Source organism: Blautia sp. AM42-2 (assembly GCF_003480245.1).
Lineage (GTDB): Bacteria > Bacillota > Clostridia > Lachnospirales > Lachnospiraceae > Fusicatenibacter > Fusicatenibacter saccharivorans.
Map to the genome: position 1 here is coordinate 57586 of NZ_QUIM01000011.1, position 16321 is coordinate 73906.

The window sequence follows — 16321 nt, forward strand, 5'->3', positions numbered from 1 at the left end:
TGAGGTTAAATTGAGATTGACTTTGTATTGTATAAGTATGAAATGAAAAGGAATCAGGTGATATACAATGAAAAAGCATAAGATATGTAAAATCCTTCTTGTTATACTGGCAATTTTATTATGTGTGGCTTTTTATGAATTACTCGGAATCTGCATTGCATATAAAAAGCAGCCGGAAGTGTCCAATACAACCAAAAAAGAAACAAAAAATGGTTCGTGGAACGAATGCAGTGAAAATACGGAACGTGCAGTGATCATAGAAAAGAATCCAGAAGCGCTTTTACAAAGAGTGCGTTTGATCAAGAATGCAAAAAAGGAAATTATTCTTTCTACTTTTGCATTTCAATCCGATGAAAGTGGAAAATTGATTTTAGGAGCACTGCATGATGCGGCAGACAGAGGTGTACATATTCGTCTGTTAGTAGATGGAATGGAGAGCTGGATTGATATGGAAGGAAATCCGTATTTCTATGGATTATCTTCCCATGAGAATGTTGAAATTAAACTGTATAATAAGGCCAATCCGTTGAAACCGTGGAAAATGATGGGTAGAATGCATGATAAATATTTGATTGCAGATGGAAAGAGATATATTCTTGGGGGAAGAAATACATACAATTATTTCCTGGGTGATTTTCCGGGACATAAGAACTATGACAGAGACGTGTTAGTGGTTTGCGATGAACCTGAGAAAGAAAATTCAGTTAACCAGTTGTCAGAGTATTTTGAAACCATATGGAATCAGGAAGACAGTAGTTATTTTCATAACAATAAAAAACTGGCAAATAGAAAATCTGTAAAGAACGCAGTTTTAGAGCTGCAGAACAGCTATCAGAAATATTTTGAAGAGAATAAGGAAAGAATCTGCGAGACCGATTATACGGACGAAACTTTTGAGACAGAAAAGATTACATTAGTGTCAAATCCTATTCACACCGGTTCCAAAGAACCAGTAGTGTGGTATCAGTTGGGAGAATTGATGAAAAATGCAAAAAATCGTGTGAAGATCCACACGCCATATATTATCTGTAATGATATGATGTATAATACATGGGAGGAGATTGCAGAGAACGTTTCAGATTTTTCTATCATGACAAATTCAGTTGCGAATAATGGGAATCCATTTGGGTCTGCCGATTATGCGAAAAACAGAAATAGAATCTTAAGTACAGGAATTAATATCTGGGAATATGAAGGCGGTTATTCATACCACGGAAAAAGTATTCTGATTGACGATGATCTGTCTGTAATCGGTTCCTTTAATATGGACATGAGAAGTGCATATCTGGATACGGAACTGATGCTTGTAATACGCAGTAAAGATATTAATAAACAGTTGGAAGAGGGCATGATGGAATATGAAAAAGTGTCCCGCCAGATATTAGAAGACGGAACTTATAATGATCCATATCATGTAGAGCCAATCGAATTAACAAAGAAACGTCAGAGAAAAATATTTTTGGTACAGCATCTGCTTGGATGGGCAAGGTATCTGTTTTAATAAGGAGGAAGGAAAACGTGTTTCAAATATTGATTGTAGAAGATGATAAAGAATTAAGCCAGCTATTCCAAAAAGTGCTTGAGAAGAATGGATATCAAGTCAAAAGTGCATCGGATGGAGCACAGGCATTAGAAGTATTGGATAAGGAATATATTGATCTGATCATTTCTGATATTATGATGCCGGTTATGGATGGCTATGAACTGGTGTCAGAACTTCGTTCAGCAGGATATCAGATACCAGTGCTTATGATCACTGCGAAAGGTTCCTTTGATGATATGCGTCAGGGATTTTTTTCGGGAAGTGATGATTATATGGTAAAACCGGTAAATGTGAATGAAATGGTTTTAAGAGTCGGAGCACTGCTTCGCCGTGCACAGATATTGAATGAACACAAAATTGTGATCGGTTCAACAGAGTTTGATTATGATGCAATGACGGTTACAACTGATAAGGAAAGTCTTGTTTTACCTAAAAAACAATTCCTGCTTTTATATAAGCTTGCAGCTTCGCCAGGCAGAACATTTACAAAACAACAGTTGATGGATGAAGTATGGGGATACGAGACGGAGGCAGACCCACATACAATAGAGGTACATATAGGAAGACTCAGAGAGCGTTTTAAAGATAACCCGGATTTTGAAATCGTAACAATGCGTGGAATTGGATACAAGGTGGTGAAAAAATAATGGAACAAAAGAAAAAAAAAGAATTGCGGATCCGATCCTGTCTGACTGGTGCAATCTGGCTGGCACTTGTATTTTCAACAGTCATATCTGCTTTATTATTTGCTTTTTTGAATCATTTTTTTAATCTGCCGGGCAGCATACCTTTGCTTGGCTGGCTTTTGATTTTCAATACATTGATTGCAGGGCTGATCACTTCCTTTATCAATGCAAAGTTACTGGAACCAATTACCAGACTTAGTAAAGCAATGAAGGAAGTTTCTCAGGGAGATTTTGAACAGCATTTGGAAACGAACAGCCGTATAGCAGAAGTTGGAGAATCTTATCAAAGTTTTAATGTTATGACAAAAGAACTTCGTGCAACAGAGGTGCTGCAGATGGATTTTGTATCTAATGTTTCTCATGAGTTTAAGACCCCGATTAATGCCATTGAAGGATATACAATGCTGCTTCAGGGAGAAGAACTGTCTCCGGATCAAGAGGAATATGTAGAAAAAATCTTATTTAACACCCAAAGACTTTCCGGATTGGTTGGTAATATTTTGCTGTTATCCAAGTTAGAGAATCAGAATATACCAATGAAAAAAACAGAATATCGTCTGGATGAACAGATCCGCCAGGCATTTCTTTCATTGGAAACAAAATGGACAGAAAAAGAAATTGGTTTTCAGGTAGAATTGGAGGAAGTTAAATATACTGGGAATGAAGGACTTTTTATGCATATCTGGATAAATCTTTTGGATAATGCGATTAAGTTCAGCCCTTCAAAGGGGACAATTACGATGTTTCTGAAACAAGAACAGGATTCTGTTAAGTTCATTCTGGAAGATGAAGGACCAGGAATAGAGGATGATGTAAAATCCAGAATATTTGACAAGTTCTATCAGGTAGATGGATCTCATAAAGCAGAAGGAAATGGCCTAGGTCTTGCACTTGTAAAACGGATTGTAGATAGTGCCGGAGGAACAATCAAAGCAGAAAACCGTGAATATGGTGGGTGCAGATTTGTTATAGAGCTGCCAAAGCAGAAAGATGAGATTATATAGTTTTAAGATAAATTAGAAAATGGGAGGATTTATATGACATTTTATCAGGAGTTGCAGTTAAATCAGGCAGGTTCTAAAAACCTGTTGAAAAAGAGTGAAACACTAAAAGAAAAATTATATCATATGTGGGTATATCTGGTGAAGATAGCTGTTACAATGGCATTTTGTTTTTTCTTTGTTAGTATTTTCAGCATCCTATTTGGAAATGAGAACAGCATTGTAGGTGTAGTAGTCTTATTATGCCTCATGGTGTTTAGAAATGCGGATCTGGGGATCCACACCGGACAATCTACGATGCTTTTGGCTTTGTTCTTTGTAATTATGACTGTATGTCCGCATTTAGCAAATCAGTTTTCACCGGTATTGGGAATGCTGTTAAATATTGCGGCACTGGCTGTGTTGATTCTGTTCGGATGCCATAATCCATTCATGTTTAATCAATCTACATTGGTTCTTGGGTATCTGCTGCTATATGGTTATGATGTTACGGGAAAAAGCTATCAGATGCGATTAGTCGGAATGGCTTTAGGTGCAGCACTTACCTGCTTCGTATTTTATCGAAATCATAAAAACAGAACTTATAAAAGAAATCTGAAAGATCTGATACAAGAATTTGATATCACTTCTTCCAGAACAAAATGGCAGATATGTCAGATTTTATGCGTACCGATTGTCCTTTGCATTGCAGAACTTTGTAATATGCCACGTGCAATGTGGGCTGGTATTGCGGCCATGTCCGCGATTTTGCCGTTTATGGAAGATATGCACTACAGAGTCCGTAAAAGGATTGTCGGAAATATTGCAGGTGTTATATGTTTTACAGTATTATATTTTCTGCTTCCTTCGTCAATCTATGCATATATAGGAATTCTTGGTGGAATCGGTGTAGGATTTTCAGCACAATATGGCTGGCAGGCAGTATTTAACACATTTGGTGCTTTAGCCATTGCTACAGAGACTTATGGACTACAAGGAGCGGTTAGTCTTAGAGTGATTCAAAATGTTTTTGGTGTTGTGTTTGCTTTAGCATTTTGTGTTATATTTTATTGGTTTATGTCTAAAAAAAAGATAGTGAATCAGGGATCATAACAGAATAGAATGAGCTGTCTGTAGTAAGCGTTGGATTTGGCAGGAACCATCAAGAACGCACCAGACAGCAAGAGTTTGTCAAGGAGCTGAACCTGACTGGAATCACTAAGAGCCCGGCAAAACATTTACGGATACACTGCAAGATCAGAAGTATTTTCTGGTTTTGGAGATTGTTGAAGTATTTGTTTTGTCGGGCTTTTTTGACGTATTTCGAAAAATTTTTAAATTTTTTGTCGTACCCCACTGTAAAACAGGCTCTCAGCGTTTCGTTATATAGAGGTTGAATTCTTTTCTGCAAAAATAATTGCAGAGAGAGATTTTGATAATATGGCGCAAAGGAGGAAGTAACCTGGTTATGGCAAGTACCTTTGGTCTGCCTCTTGGCGATGGAGCTCTCCTAAGCGGAAGGCCGCTGGTTCGATTCCAGTCAGATGCCCAGATGAATTCCCAGAATGTAGATGCTTTGGAGATCGGTGATACCGACGGCAGTCCTATCGAAGTGAGGATTCCGTTGATTGCTCCAGATGATCCAAACAGTCCTGTAATGATTCCTGCCATAACGACCCATGAAATGAAATGCAAGAAGGTGATAACGGTCTGTACAACACGTTTCACCGCTTTCTTTCGGATTTCATTCAGGAACAGTGCAACCAGGATCGCACACGGCATCTGGAATGATCATCAGGTAAATCATTTTATAATCCTTCCAGATTTTTCTTATTTTGTTTTTGCCCTTTTTCATTTTCTCCCTCCTGTTCTGGTTTCGTATCTCTTGAACTTTATGGCTTTATTATAGAGAAAACAGGGCCTTTCTAAAATGTACCTTTTCTCCCTTTTTCTTAGAAAAAAAGAACCTGCCATTGCATGTTCTTCCCCCAGGATCCTACCTTCCATCCTTTCTTTTCTGTCATACCCTGCTGTAAGTATAGCATAGACTTTTGTTTCCGGCATTAAAAATTCCATCGACATCCGTTTCTGCACACGGTATAATAGGTATCATGTAAAGAAAAAGGAGGTTGTTTTCTTATGTTATCCTGCACCTACAAAGTAGTCGCCATCGATGGTGATTACGCGCATTTACGCCGCAATGACATCGAACCGGAGGACAATGAAACGAAACTGGTTGCCCGCGCGCTGCTGCCGCCGGAAATTATGGAGGGCAGTATTTTGAAATACGAGATGCTGCAGTATGAAATCATTGGCTGATGCTGTTTTTCCGGCCGAGGTGTTTTCTCTCCCGCTCTTTCATGGCATCTCGGAAACCGGGCGGGCGGCTCTTGTTTCGAGCGGGTGGCTGCGGACGTGTTCGTTTGAGAAAAACCAGACCATTTATCACATGGGTGACCGCGTGTCCGAACTGGGGATTGTGCTGTCCGGCAGCGTTTTCGTGGAGAATACGGATCTCTGGGGCAACCGCAGTATCTTAAGCAAGATCACCCCCGGCCAGGTATTTGCCGAGACGTATGCCTTCTGTCGGGAGCCGATGATGGTGAATGTCACAGCAGCCGAAGCCTCGACGGTTCTCTTTTTCAATCTTCGAAACCTCGACCAGACCGCCGATGGTAATGATGCATGGCAGTCCCAGCTTCGCAGTAACATGCTCCGCATCTCCATGCAGAAAAATCTTACCCTCTCCAACCGCATTTTCTGCACTACACCAAAGACGATCCGCGAGCGCGTGCTGGTCTACCTCTCCGCGCAGTCTGCCAAAACCGGCGCCGACACCTTTACGATCCCCTTCGACCGCCAGGGCCTCGCCGACTACCTGAACCTCGACCGGAGCGCCCTCTCCAAAGAACTCGGAAAAATGCAGAAAGAGGGAATCCTCGAATTTCATAAAAACAAATTTACGCTGCGTCATCCGTCTCTCTAGGCGGTACCGCAGCGTAAATTTTATGTGATTTATTTTCCACTTTTCTTTCTTTTTCTCTATTTCCGTGGTTATAACCACATACTTTTCCTGTTATATCCGATATTCTGTACGTGTAAATTATGAAACTCCGCGCAGATCTGTTTTTCCCTCTGCGCTTAACCCCTCGAAAATACCCTACAGGAGGAACTATTTTTATGGAACAGAATATGTTTTGCTACCAGTGTCAGGAAACTGCCGGCTGCTCCGGCTGTACAAAATCCGGTGTCTGTGGAAAGCGCCCGGAGACAGCGGCGCTGCAGGATCTGCTGATCTGGACGACGAAAGGACTTTCCGCCGTGACGACACAGCTCCGCCGCGAAGGAAAAACCGTCGATGCCAGCGTCAATCATCTCATCACCGAAAACCTGTTTACGACCATCACAAACGTGAACTTTGATGATGATACGATCCGCACACGAATTGAGGCAACGCTTGAGACCAAAGCGCTTCTCGCTCAGCTTGCCGACTGCTCCGCTCTGCCGGAGACCGCCCTCTGGAACGGCACAACCGATGAGTTTGCCGCAAAAGCAGTTACCGTCGGCGTACTTTCCACGGAAAATGAGGACATCCGCTCTTTACGCGAGCTCATCACCTACGGTCTGAAAGGACTTGCCGCGTACACCAGCCATGCCAATGTTCTCTTAAAAGGAAACGAGGAAATCGATGCCTTCCTGCAGCGTGCTCTCGCCGCAACGCTCGACGATTCCCTCTCCGCAGAGGAACTGACGGCTCTCGCACTCGAGACCGGCTCCTACGGCGTGCAGGGAATGGCACTGCTCGATGAGGCCAATACTTCCGCTTACGGCAATCCGGAGATCACCACCGTCGATCTCAGTGTCGGCACCCGTCCGGGTATTCTCGTCTCCGGTCATGATCTGCTCGACCTCGAGATGCTGCTCGAGCAGACCGTGAACACCGGCATCGATGTTTACACCCACTCCGAAATGCTGCCTGCACACTACTATCCGGCGTTCAAAAAATATGAACATTTTAAGGGAAATTACGGTAACGCCTGGTGGAAGCAGAAAGAAGAATTTGAAGCCTTCAACGGCCCGATTCTGATGACGACGAACTGTATCGTGCCGCCGAAGGACAGCTACAAAAACCGTATTTACACAACCGGAGCGGTTCGTTATCCGGGATGCCCGCACATCGACGGCGTCATCGGTGAGACAAAAGATTTCTCTCTGCTCATCGAACAGGCAAAGCACTGCGCACCGCCGACGGAACTCGAGCAGGGAACCATTGTCGGAGGCTTCGCCCATGCACAGGTACTCGCCCTGGCAGACCAGATCGTCGATGCCGTGAAATCCGGCGCGATCAAAAAATTCGTTGTCATGGCTGGATGTGACGGCCGTGCAAAGAGCCGCAGCTATTACTCTGACTTTGCACAGGCACTGCCGAAAGACACCGTGATTCTGACCGCCGGCTGTGCAAAATACAAATACAACAAGCTGAACCTCGGCGACATCAACGGCATTCCGCGCGTCCTCGATGCCGGCCAGTGCAATGATTCCTACTCTCTTGCCGTGATTGCACTGAAATTAAAGGAGGTCTTCGGCCTCGACGATATCAACGATCTGCCGATCATCTACAATATTTCCTGGTACGAGCAGAAAGCTGTGATTGTTCTTCTGGCACTGCTGTCGCTCGGTGTCAAGAACATCCACCTCGGCCCGACACTTCCGGCATTTTTAAGCCCGAATGTTGCAGCTCTTCTCGTTGAAAACTTCGGCATCGCCGGAATCGATACCGTTGAAAACGATATGGAATTGTTTTTCGGAAAATAAAGAAAACCCCTTGCTTTCTTTCATTTTTCCACGTATACTGTATATGTTCAGACAAAAATATCTTTGAATTTGGGCATATCAGAAAACGGACCTCAGATTCCCTTTCTATACACGCCCGACACTGATGAGTCATCTCATCTTAATCACACATTTTTAGAACGTGCCTGGGAATTTTTTCAGACACGTTCTCATTCTATCACGGAGATTTATGAACTATGAGCATCATGAAAAATATCAATAAAGCCAAGGTTATGGTCTTAAAAGATCAGGTTTCCTACCAGGAAGGCCAGATCGTCAGCAAAACACTGGTACAGAATGAATCCGTCAGCATCACCTTATTTGCCTTCGACAAAGGCGAAGAAATCAGCACCCACGAGTCCGGCGGCGACGCCTTCGTCACCTGCCTCGACGGAACCGGTGAAATCACCATCGACGGCGTAAAATACGAACTCCACGAAGGCGAATCCATCGTCATGCCGGCAAAACATCCGCATGCAGTGTATGGCAAAGAGCAGTATAAGATGCTTCTGGTAGTGGTATTCTAACGTATCCTTTTTGAACCAATTATTGATATGCCTGGCAAAATAAGGCAGCATGCCTCAGGATTTCCTGTGATATGCTGCCTTGCCTTTTTATTCATTTAAGCCTTTTCTATCAGACATTCATGCTTTTTCGTCTTTTTATCATAATTAATTCCAACCAGCAGAATGTCTCCAATATAAGGTTCCAATGATGCAATGTACTTTTTCTCTTTGATCTGATTCAGTGCCGTATGGGCAGAATGATTCCATTTCAGTTCTACGAGAAGTGCCGGGTAATCCCTGCGAAATTCCGGTTTCGGAAGATAAACAAAATCTGCAAACCCTCGTCCCGTCGGCAGTTCACGGATCGGCTTGAAGTAATATTTCATGGAGCTTAAATAAGCAATTGTCAGAACACTGCTCAGCGAATTTTCATCATGGTAAGTGATGACAGACGTATAGGAAGAGTGAATCTTCTCGATTTCATCAGCAACTGTTTCGGTATCTAAATCAAGCGTCGCATCAAGAAGCTGATCCGAGGCCGCCTGAAAAGCCATCATTTCATCCCATCTTTTCCGCCGGGTTGCGGCAGTCAGTTCCTGACGAAGTTCCTCATTTGGAATAAATGCTGACTGCGTATTCTGATCATAGCCAAGATAACCCAGATGAATCAAATAAGTGAGAACATCATCTTTACTGGAAAAATTGATCATATCATTCTGAAAACAGGAGACATCAACTTCAACAGAAGATCCAGAAAGCATAGTGATAACAGCAGTTTTCAATCCGTCAAAATCCATATTGATGAGCGGGACAATCGAGTCATACGTGCCTGTGCGGGACCAGTAGCTCTGATATTTATTCCAGCGAAGGACTTCGACAACAGCTTTTGGATTATAAACCTGACAGTTCTCCAGCAGATAACCATCATACCACCGTTTGACCTTCTCAAAATCCCGATGATATTGATCACAAAGCGTTTTTACTTCTTCTTCTGTAAAACCAATATATTTCGCAAAACCGCGTGCGTCCAACATCGTAAACTCATTAAAATTATTCAGTGCTGATTGTGTCTGCACTTTTTTTATTGGGAGAATACCAGTCAGATACGCAAGCGCAATATATCTGGTTGGCAGCGTTCCCTTGAATAGACCGCGCAAAAAATTAATATAAGAATCCTGAATTTTTGTGTCCGCTGATGCATCACGAATCAGGACATCCCATTCATCAATAATAATAACAAATCGTTTTTGCGTAGCATCATTAATCAAAGACAGCGCTTCGGGAAGAGATGTGATATTTTCGGGCAATTCAGCTGAATATAAGCTCCTCAGCTCTTGAAGCGTATTCTGTGTAATAAAATCCACAAGATTTTCCGGCCCGCCAGCAGGTTCCATACACCATTGCACATCAAAATGAATGACATCATATTTGTTTAAATGCTTTTCCCAATCCGGTGTCTGACTGATTTTCAAAGATGAAAACATATCTCTGGAGTCACATCCTCTGCTGTAATAAGCCGTCAGCATATCCGCCGTAATCGATTTTCCAAACCTGCGCGGACGACTGTTGCAGATAAATGCATCCGTAGATTCCAGAACGCTGTTCGTATATTCAATTAATCCGGATTTATCAACGTAGATCTGGGCATTCAAAGCACTCTGAAACGCACTCTGATCCGGATTCACAAATAATCCCATATGGCTGCAAACTTCCTTTCTTTCATAATGCAATACGTGTTAGATATATTTTATTATAGCGTGTATAATAACGGATGTCGATGAAATTTTGTGATCATCTTTCACCCGCAACCAACAATTTCTCCCCCCTTTTCCCTCAACTTATTGTATAATAAACATATTAGAGTTTTTTACACCAAACTCACAACGCATGCCAGCTCACTTGCCAATACGCGGACGCTGGAGATGGTGGATGTGCAGCTTGCCTGGCTGATTCTCCGGGCGCTCTACTATTATTATAAAAAACAGTATGAGGAAAATGAGGACAAATCCGTTCTTGAGGAATATATCTTTTGCATTTTCAAGGTCGTCACCGTCGGCTACAACGTGATCCAGGGTTCCGACAAGGGACGCGCGACGAACAAACTGAATGACATCTACCGCAGTGTATCCATTAAAGCTGCAGAAACCGCAAAAACTTTATGCAGAACCCGGAACTCTTTGCCTGTCTTTCTAAAGAACGTAAGGAAAATCTGCTGGGAACACTGCTGTTCCGCCCTTCCATTTACGAGCGTCTTTATTATGAGGAAGAAATGGTCCGCAAGCAGATCGTCTGTTATGAAGAATTTCTGCAGATCGTCCGCAATCCGCAGATCCGTGCCGCAGCGCCGGAGATTGATTTTGAATTTGAAGAGTTTTCCGCAAACTCCTACCTCTCCCTTGTCGATGAATATTTATACTGGAACAAAGTACCCGGGGACATTCTGCTCCGCCTGAAAAAAGCCGCCGAAGACGCCCTCGCCTATGCCAGAGAAAACAAAAATTTCCGCCAGAACGAAGAAACCCTGCTTGGAACACTACACACAATCCAGGGCTATCTCGGCGAAATTTCGATTTCCGAGATGCTGGACACCTACGTCAACTGGCTGAACGGCGCCGATCCGACGCAGTATGACTGGATGAACGTGGAAAACAACCTGCTCCCGATGCTCTACACCTTCTGGCTCTGCGAAGCTCGCCCGGAATGGACCGACACCTGCCGCTTATTTTTGCTCGAAGGCCAGCGCAAATCATTCGAATACATCAAAAATTCCCGCGACAAGGGCGCTTACGAATGCATGCAGCGTTTCACAAGCTACATCATGAACTCCTACATCGAGCTCGACGGCGGCATTCCGTTCCGCCATTATTATGAAAAGTTTGCGCGTTCCCTTTTCAATGAGGAATTTGACCTGATCCGACTGCCTCGATGCGGCAACCGATTCCGTCGGACGCGCCTACAGCTCCAGCAAAAATTTTGCCGATATGCTCGCCGATCTCCGCTGCAACGCAGGCCGTATGTTTAACCCGAATCTCGTACAGCTCTTTGTTTCCAAGATTTCCTGCCGTCTTCTCACCAGCAGAATAATACGCTTATACGAATCACGTGATTGCTGTACCTGTCTGCATGGCCTAATCAGAAACATAGCGCATGGTGCAAACACATTTTAATGTTGGCGTTCACTTTGTTAATCTTCATGTAAACATTGTTTTCGAAAAAATTATTTTTTATTATTTTATGTTCACTATAGTTCATTTTATTATTGAACATTCTGTTGACACAGATAAAAGAAAACTGTTTACATTTTGAAAAAAATATACTAAAATAAGAAACAGGCAAATCTCCGCCGGGCGAAAAAACGGCGGAGATTTTTCTGGGAAAAAGGGCAAAAAAGCAGAAAATAAATTCTGCAGATCAGTCCGGAAAGCATAAAAATACATTTTGTATTATTTTACAGGGAGGAACTCATACTATGAAAGAAATCATCCAGGGCTTCTACCAGAAGAAACATTTCTGGACCCGCCTGATTCTGGTCATCGCTGCCGTCATCCTGATGGGCTTTGCGCTCTCATGGCTGCTTCTCGTCGATCTCGGCACCGATCCGTGTACCTTGTTAAACCAGACCATCTCCACCCGCCTCGGCATCAGCATCGGAAACTGGCAGGCGCTCTTCAATACCGTCCTGCTCATCTTCGTTATCATTTTCGGCGGCAGAAACTTAGGCTTCGGAACCCTCGCAAACATGTTTCTCGTGGGATATTCCATCGACTTTTTCTCCTGGATCTGGGCGAAAGTCCTTCCGGCAGACCTCTTCACCTCGATGGGTGTGCGAATCGCCGTGCTGATCCCGGCGCTGATCCTGTTTATCCTTGCCGCATCCTTCTATATGGATGTTGATATGGGAACTGCACCGTACGATGCAGTATCCTTCATTATCTCCACCCACCTGCCGAACGTTTCGTTCCGTGTGATCCGCATCGTCTACGACTTCGTTGTCACTGCGATCGCCGTTCTGCTCGGCGGAAAACTCGGCATTGTCACCGTGCTGATGGTTATTACCCTCGGTCCGGTCATTGAATGGCTGGGAAATATCATGAAACAGCATCTGAATATTTTTGATGACTGAAATCATTGCTTTTCCGCGTTTTCTATACTACAATAGAACTACCAGATGATCTTTTTTCTAAAAGAAAAGCCTGCCTCCGGGACTCACATCTCTGTGGCAGGCTTTTCTTCCCTAAAAATAGCCGAAAAAAGACTCAAAAATCAGAAAATCATTTATATTAAGGAGGTTTTTCCTATGAGCAACACCCCAAACCCTGTTTACGAAAAACTGATGAAATGCTACGAGAGCTTCCGCTCCCAGATCGATTTCCAACCGGAAGTCGCACTGATTCTCGGTTCCGGCCTCGGTGATTTTGCGAATGATATCCGCGTTACCGCAACCCTCGATTACCACAATATCGAAGGCTTCCCGGTTTCCACTGTTCCGGGCCACGCGGGCCGTTTTATCTTCGGCTACGTCGGTGATGTGCCGGTTGTCTGCATGCAGGGCCGCGTTCATTATTATGAAGGCTATCCGATGACCGACGTCGTTCTCCCGACCCGCCTCATGAAGCTGATGGGCGCAAAAGCACTGTTCTTAACCAACGCCGCCGGCGGCATCAAACAGGGCACAAAGCCAGGCTCTCTGATGCTGTTAAACGGCCAGATCGCCTGCTTCGTTCCATCTCCGCTTATCGGACCGAACATCGACGAGCTCGGCACCCGTTTCCCGGATATGAGCCAGATCTACGACCTTGAATTCCAGAAAATCGCACGGAAAGCCGCAGCCAGCCTTGATATCGACCTGATGGAAGGCGTTTATCTGCAGCTCACCGGCCCGCAGTACGAGTCCCCGCAGGAAATCGCCATGTGCCGCACCCTCGGCGCAGACGCGGTCGGCATGAGCACCGCCTGCGAAGCCATCGCTGCACGCCATATGGGCATGCGCGTCATCGGTATTTCCTGCATTACCAATCTTGCCGCCGGCATCTCCCCGCAGCCTCTGTGCCATGCGGAAGTTCAGGAGGCAGCTGACATGGTTGCACCGCAGTTCAAAAAACTCGTTGCCGCAACGATTCAGGGCATCGCAAAGACACTGTAAACAGCACGTAAAACAAAGGAGAGATCTTTTTTGAATACACGTTTTTACAACGCCAAAATTCTCGTACTCGACGCTGAAAACCATTTTTCCATCGCCGAAGACGAACTTCATGTCACCGGCGACACCATCACCTATATCGGACCTGGTAGAAAAGCAGATCCAGATGCCGCAGAGACCCCTGTCTTCGACCGCGAAATTGACGCCCGCGGCAATCTCCTGATCCCGGGCTTTAAAAACGCACACACGCACACCCCGATGACCTTCCTCCGCTCCTACGCGGACGATCTCCCGCTCCACGAATGGCTCGAGCGCCAGGTCTTCCCGAACGAGGCAAAGCTCGCCGGGGACGACGTTTACTGGCTCAATATCCTCGGCATCATGGAATATCTGACGAGCGGCATCACCTCCAATTTCGACATGTACATCCAGCAGAAAAACAGCATCGCTGCCACGGTCGACACCGGATTCCGCACCGTTCTTACCAGCGGTCTCAACAACTTCGTCGACAGCCCGGAAATTCTCGAAGAGATGTATAACTATGTCAACGAACTCTCCGACCGCACCTCGTATCTGCTCGGTTTCCACGCCGAATATACGACCGGCGGCCCGCTTCTTGAAGCCGTTGCCAAACTCGCCGAAAAATACCATTCCCCTGTCTGGACACACAACGCCGAAACAAAAAGCGAAGTCGAAGGCTGCAAAGAACGCTGGGGCCTCACACCGACGCAGCTGATGGAACGCTTAGGCATGTTCCAGTACGGAGGCGGCGGCTACCACTGCATCTGGATGGAGGACCGCGATTTCGAAATTTTCCGCGACCGGAAACTGACGGCCGTTACCAATCCATCCTCCAACCTGAAGCTCGCGTCCGGCATCTGCCCGCTGAAACGTTTTTACAATAACGGCATCAACCTCGCCATCGGCACCGACGGACCGGCCAGCAACAACTGCCTCGACATGTTCCGCGAAATGTTCCTGACCACCGGTCTTTCCAAAGTCCGTGAGATGGACGCCGCAGGAATCCCGGCTGATGCGATACTCTACATGGCAACCGCAGGCGGCGCACACGCGATGCAGATCGATGACTGTGACCGTCTCGCCGTTGGCAAAAAGGCGGATCTCGTCATGATTGATCTGCACCAGCCTAACATGCAGCCGGAAAATAATCTGATCAAAAACCTCGTTTACAGCGGCAGCAAACAGAACGTAAAGCTTACCATGGTAAACGGTCAAATCCTCTACGAAAACGGCGAATTCCGCATCGGCTTTGATCCGGAAGAAATTTATGCAAGATCCAACGCCATTATCCGAAGAATTTCCGGCTCGCATGCAGATAATTAGTGGATTTCACGCAGTTTTTCCTTTGCTTGACATACTTTTTTCTTTTATATTATAATGTAGCCATACACACAGAAACGCTGTACCTATTGAAAGGAGAATACTATTATGAAAAAGAAAGTAGTTAGCTTACTGCTTGCAGCCGCCATGACAACTGCTGCACTCGCAGGATGCGGTTCCTCCAACGGATCCTCTTCCTCCGACGCATCCACAGGCGCCGATTCCACCAGCGCAACTTCCGCTTCTGCTTCCACAGATGGAGAAAAAAAAGACGCCGCAGGTGAGAAAATTGCCATGATCACAGACTCCGGAGATATCACCGACGAATCCTTCAACCAGATCACCTGGGAAACTGTATGCGCCTACGGCGATGCAAACGGCGTAGAGTACGAGTACTACAAACCGGCAGAGGATACCGATGAAGAGCGTATCAACTCCATCGATCTCGCTGTTTCCGAGGGTGCTACCGTTGTTGTAATGCCAGGTTACCTGTTCGGACCTGCCATCGCTGAAGAGCAGGACACCTATCCGGATGTAACCTTCATCGCAGTCGATGTTACCGAAAGTGATATTGTAAAAAACGGCAAAGCTGTTGATCTCGGAAAGAACGTGTACATCTGCTCCTTCGAAGAAGAGCAGGCCGGCTACCTGGCTGGATACGCTGCAGTAAAAGACGGCTACACAAGCCTTGGTTTCCTTGGCGGTATCGCTGTTCCGGCCGTTATCCGTTTCGGTTACGGTTATGTACAGGGTATCAACGCTGCTGCTGAAGAAGACGGCGTAGATGTAAACGTAAAATATTACTATGGCGGCCAGTTCTACGGCGATGACTCCATTACTGCCCGTATGGAGGGCTGGTATGCAGACGGAACACAGGTTGTATTCGCCTGCGGCGGCGGTATCTGGACATCTGCTCTGGATGCAGCTGAGACACACGACGGAAAAGTTATTGGTGTAGACGTTGACCAGCGTTCCAAAATCGGCGAGCGCTGCCTGACTTCCGCTATGAAAGGTCTTCCAAGCGCCATCAACAACGCTCTGGATTCCTACTTCAGCGGAAACTTCTCTGAACTTGGCGGAACTGCTCAGCAGCTTGGACTGAAAGACGGAGATTACATCGGCCTTCCTACCGATTCCGAATCCTGGGGATTCACAACCTTCACACAGGATCAGTATGAAACTGTACTGGCTGGTATCCGCGATGGTTCCATCGAAATCTCCAGCGATACAGAAAATCAGCCGAAAGTAGGTTCTCACGTAACCGTTGATTACATCAGCTAATGTGCATACTG

Annotated in this window: 15 protein-coding genes; 14 read left to right on the forward strand and 1 reads right to left on the reverse strand. The window is 45.2% G+C overall.

Annotated features, from left to right (window positions below; genetic code table 11):
• The first annotated feature begins 67 nt into the window (after positions 1–67).
• The 9 genes from DW915_RS12145 to DW915_RS12185 all read left to right on the forward strand — a co-directional run bounded on the left by DW915_RS12145 (position 68) and on the right by DW915_RS12185 (position 8569).
• Complete coding sequence (locus DW915_RS12145) at positions 68–1501, forward strand: phospholipase D family protein (protein WP_055221208.1); 1434 nt, start codon at positions 68–70, stop codon at positions 1499–1501.
• Positions 1480–2190 (forward strand): response regulator transcription factor, encoded by a 711-nt coding sequence (locus DW915_RS12150; protein WP_005421560.1) that lies wholly within the window; start codon positions 1480–1482, stop codon positions 2188–2190. The genes DW915_RS12145 and DW915_RS12150 overlap by 22 nt, the downstream gene beginning before the upstream one ends.
• Positions 2190–3233 carry a HAMP domain-containing sensor histidine kinase gene (locus DW915_RS12155; RefSeq protein WP_118742204.1) on the forward strand — a complete coding sequence of 348 codons (1044 nt, stop codon included), beginning with the start codon at positions 2190–2192 and terminating at the stop codon, positions 3231–3233. Before DW915_RS12150 ends, DW915_RS12155 begins: the two co-directional genes overlap by 1 nt.
• A gap of 33 nt (positions 3234–3266) precedes the next feature.
• On the forward strand, positions 3267–4322 hold the full coding sequence (locus tag DW915_RS12160) for an FUSC family protein (protein WP_118742205.1): 1056 nt from the start codon (positions 3267–3269) through the stop codon (positions 4320–4322).
• Positions 4323–4677: 355 nt separating this feature from the next.
• On the forward strand, positions 4678–5118 hold the full coding sequence (locus DW915_RS15975; RefSeq protein WP_118742206.1) for a hypothetical protein: 441 nt from the start codon (positions 4678–4680) through the stop codon (positions 5116–5118).
• Positions 5119–5348: 230 nt separating this feature from the next.
• A complete protein-coding gene (locus tag DW915_RS12170; RefSeq protein WP_118742207.1) occupies positions 5349–5528 on the forward strand; it encodes a chorismate--pyruvate lyase in 180 nt (59 codons plus the stop codon).
• A complete protein-coding gene (locus DW915_RS12175; protein ID WP_118742208.1) occupies positions 5512–6195 on the forward strand; it encodes a Crp/Fnr family transcriptional regulator in 684 nt (227 codons plus the stop codon). Before DW915_RS12170 ends, DW915_RS12175 begins: the two co-directional genes overlap by 17 nt.
• 194 nt (positions 6196–6389) lie before the next feature.
• The gene (gene hcp / locus DW915_RS12180; RefSeq protein ID WP_118742209.1) at positions 6390–8024 is read left to right on the forward strand and encodes a hydroxylamine reductase; all 1635 of its coding nucleotides are present in this window, start codon (positions 6390–6392) and stop codon (positions 8022–8024) included.
• Positions 8025–8239: 215 nt separating this feature from the next.
• Complete coding sequence (locus DW915_RS12185; RefSeq protein WP_022462474.1) at positions 8240–8569, forward strand: cupin domain-containing protein; 330 nt, start codon at positions 8240–8242, stop codon at positions 8567–8569.
• Positions 8570–8664: 95 nt separating this feature from the next.
• On the opposite strand, the gene DW915_RS12190 is transcribed toward DW915_RS12185, so the two are convergent.
• On the reverse strand, positions 8665–10245 hold the full coding sequence (locus tag DW915_RS12190) for an AAA family ATPase (protein WP_118742210.1): 1581 nt from the start codon (positions 10243–10245) through the stop codon (positions 8665–8667).
• A gap of 461 nt (positions 10246–10706) precedes the next feature.
• Here DW915_RS12190 and DW915_RS12195 point away from each other — a divergent pair, with 461 nt between their 5' ends.
• The 5 genes from DW915_RS12195 (at position 10707) to DW915_RS12215 (ending at position 16310) form a co-directional block, all read left to right on the forward strand.
• A complete protein-coding gene (locus DW915_RS12195; RefSeq protein ID WP_118742211.1) occupies positions 10707–11570 on the forward strand; it encodes a hypothetical protein in 864 nt (287 codons plus the stop codon).
• Between the two features lie 447 nt (positions 11571–12017).
• Complete coding sequence (locus DW915_RS12200) at positions 12018–12671, forward strand: YczE/YyaS/YitT family protein (RefSeq protein ID WP_022461580.1); 654 nt, start codon at positions 12018–12020, stop codon at positions 12669–12671.
• Between the two features lie 174 nt (positions 12672–12845).
• Positions 12846–13691, forward strand: a complete 846-nt coding sequence (locus tag DW915_RS12205; protein WP_118742212.1) for a purine-nucleoside phosphorylase — start codon at positions 12846–12848, stop codon at positions 13689–13691.
• A 30-nt stretch (positions 13692–13721) separates the two neighbouring features.
• The gene (locus DW915_RS12210) at positions 13722–15032 is read left to right on the forward strand and encodes an amidohydrolase family protein (protein ID WP_118742213.1); all 1311 of its coding nucleotides are present in this window, start codon (positions 13722–13724) and stop codon (positions 15030–15032) included.
• 105 nt (positions 15033–15137) lie between these two features.
• Entirely contained in the window at positions 15138–16310 is a 1173-nt protein-coding gene (locus DW915_RS12215) for a BMP family lipoprotein (RefSeq protein WP_118742214.1), read from the forward strand.
• Positions 16311–16321: the final 11 nt, after the last annotated feature.

Bases quoted from the DNA above. Each gene is read 5' to 3' on its own strand.
- DW915_RS12215 (WP_118742214.1), top strand. From the start codon at position 15,138: ATGAAAAAGAAAGTAGTTAGCTTACTGCTTGCAGCCGCCATGACAACT.
- DW915_RS12155 (WP_118742204.1), top strand. From the start codon at position 2,190: ATGGAACAAAAGAAAAAAAAAGAATTGCGGATCCGATCCTGTCTGACT.
- DW915_RS12195 (WP_118742211.1), top strand. From the start codon at position 10,707: ATGCAGAACCCGGAACTCTTTGCCTGTCTTTCTAAAGAACGTAAGGAA.
- DW915_RS12190 (WP_118742210.1), bottom strand. From the start codon at position 10,245: ATGGGATTATTTGTGAATCCGGATCAGAGTGCGTTTCAGAGTGCTTTG.
- DW915_RS12175 (WP_118742208.1), top strand. From the start codon at position 5,512: ATGAAATCATTGGCTGATGCTGTTTTTCCGGCCGAGGTGTTTTCTCTC.
- DW915_RS12160 (WP_118742205.1), top strand. From the start codon at position 3,267: ATGACATTTTATCAGGAGTTGCAGTTAAATCAGGCAGGTTCTAAAAAC.
- DW915_RS12200 (WP_022461580.1), top strand. From the start codon at position 12,018: ATGAAAGAAATCATCCAGGGCTTCTACCAGAAGAAACATTTCTGGACC.
- DW915_RS12150 (WP_005421560.1), top strand. From the start codon at position 1,480: ATGGGCAAGGTATCTGTTTTAATAAGGAGGAAGGAAAACGTGTTTCAA.
- DW915_RS12170 (WP_118742207.1), top strand. From the start codon at position 5,349: ATGTTATCCTGCACCTACAAAGTAGTCGCCATCGATGGTGATTACGCG.
- DW915_RS15975 (WP_118742206.1), top strand. From the start codon at position 4,678: ATGGCAAGTACCTTTGGTCTGCCTCTTGGCGATGGAGCTCTCCTAAGC.
- hcp (WP_118742209.1), top strand. From the start codon at position 6,390: ATGGAACAGAATATGTTTTGCTACCAGTGTCAGGAAACTGCCGGCTGC.
- DW915_RS12185 (WP_022462474.1), top strand. From the start codon at position 8,240: ATGAGCATCATGAAAAATATCAATAAAGCCAAGGTTATGGTCTTAAAA.
- DW915_RS12145 (WP_055221208.1), top strand. From the start codon at position 68: ATGAAAAAGCATAAGATATGTAAAATCCTTCTTGTTATACTGGCAATT.
- DW915_RS12205 (WP_118742212.1), top strand. From the start codon at position 12,846: ATGAGCAACACCCCAAACCCTGTTTACGAAAAACTGATGAAATGCTAC.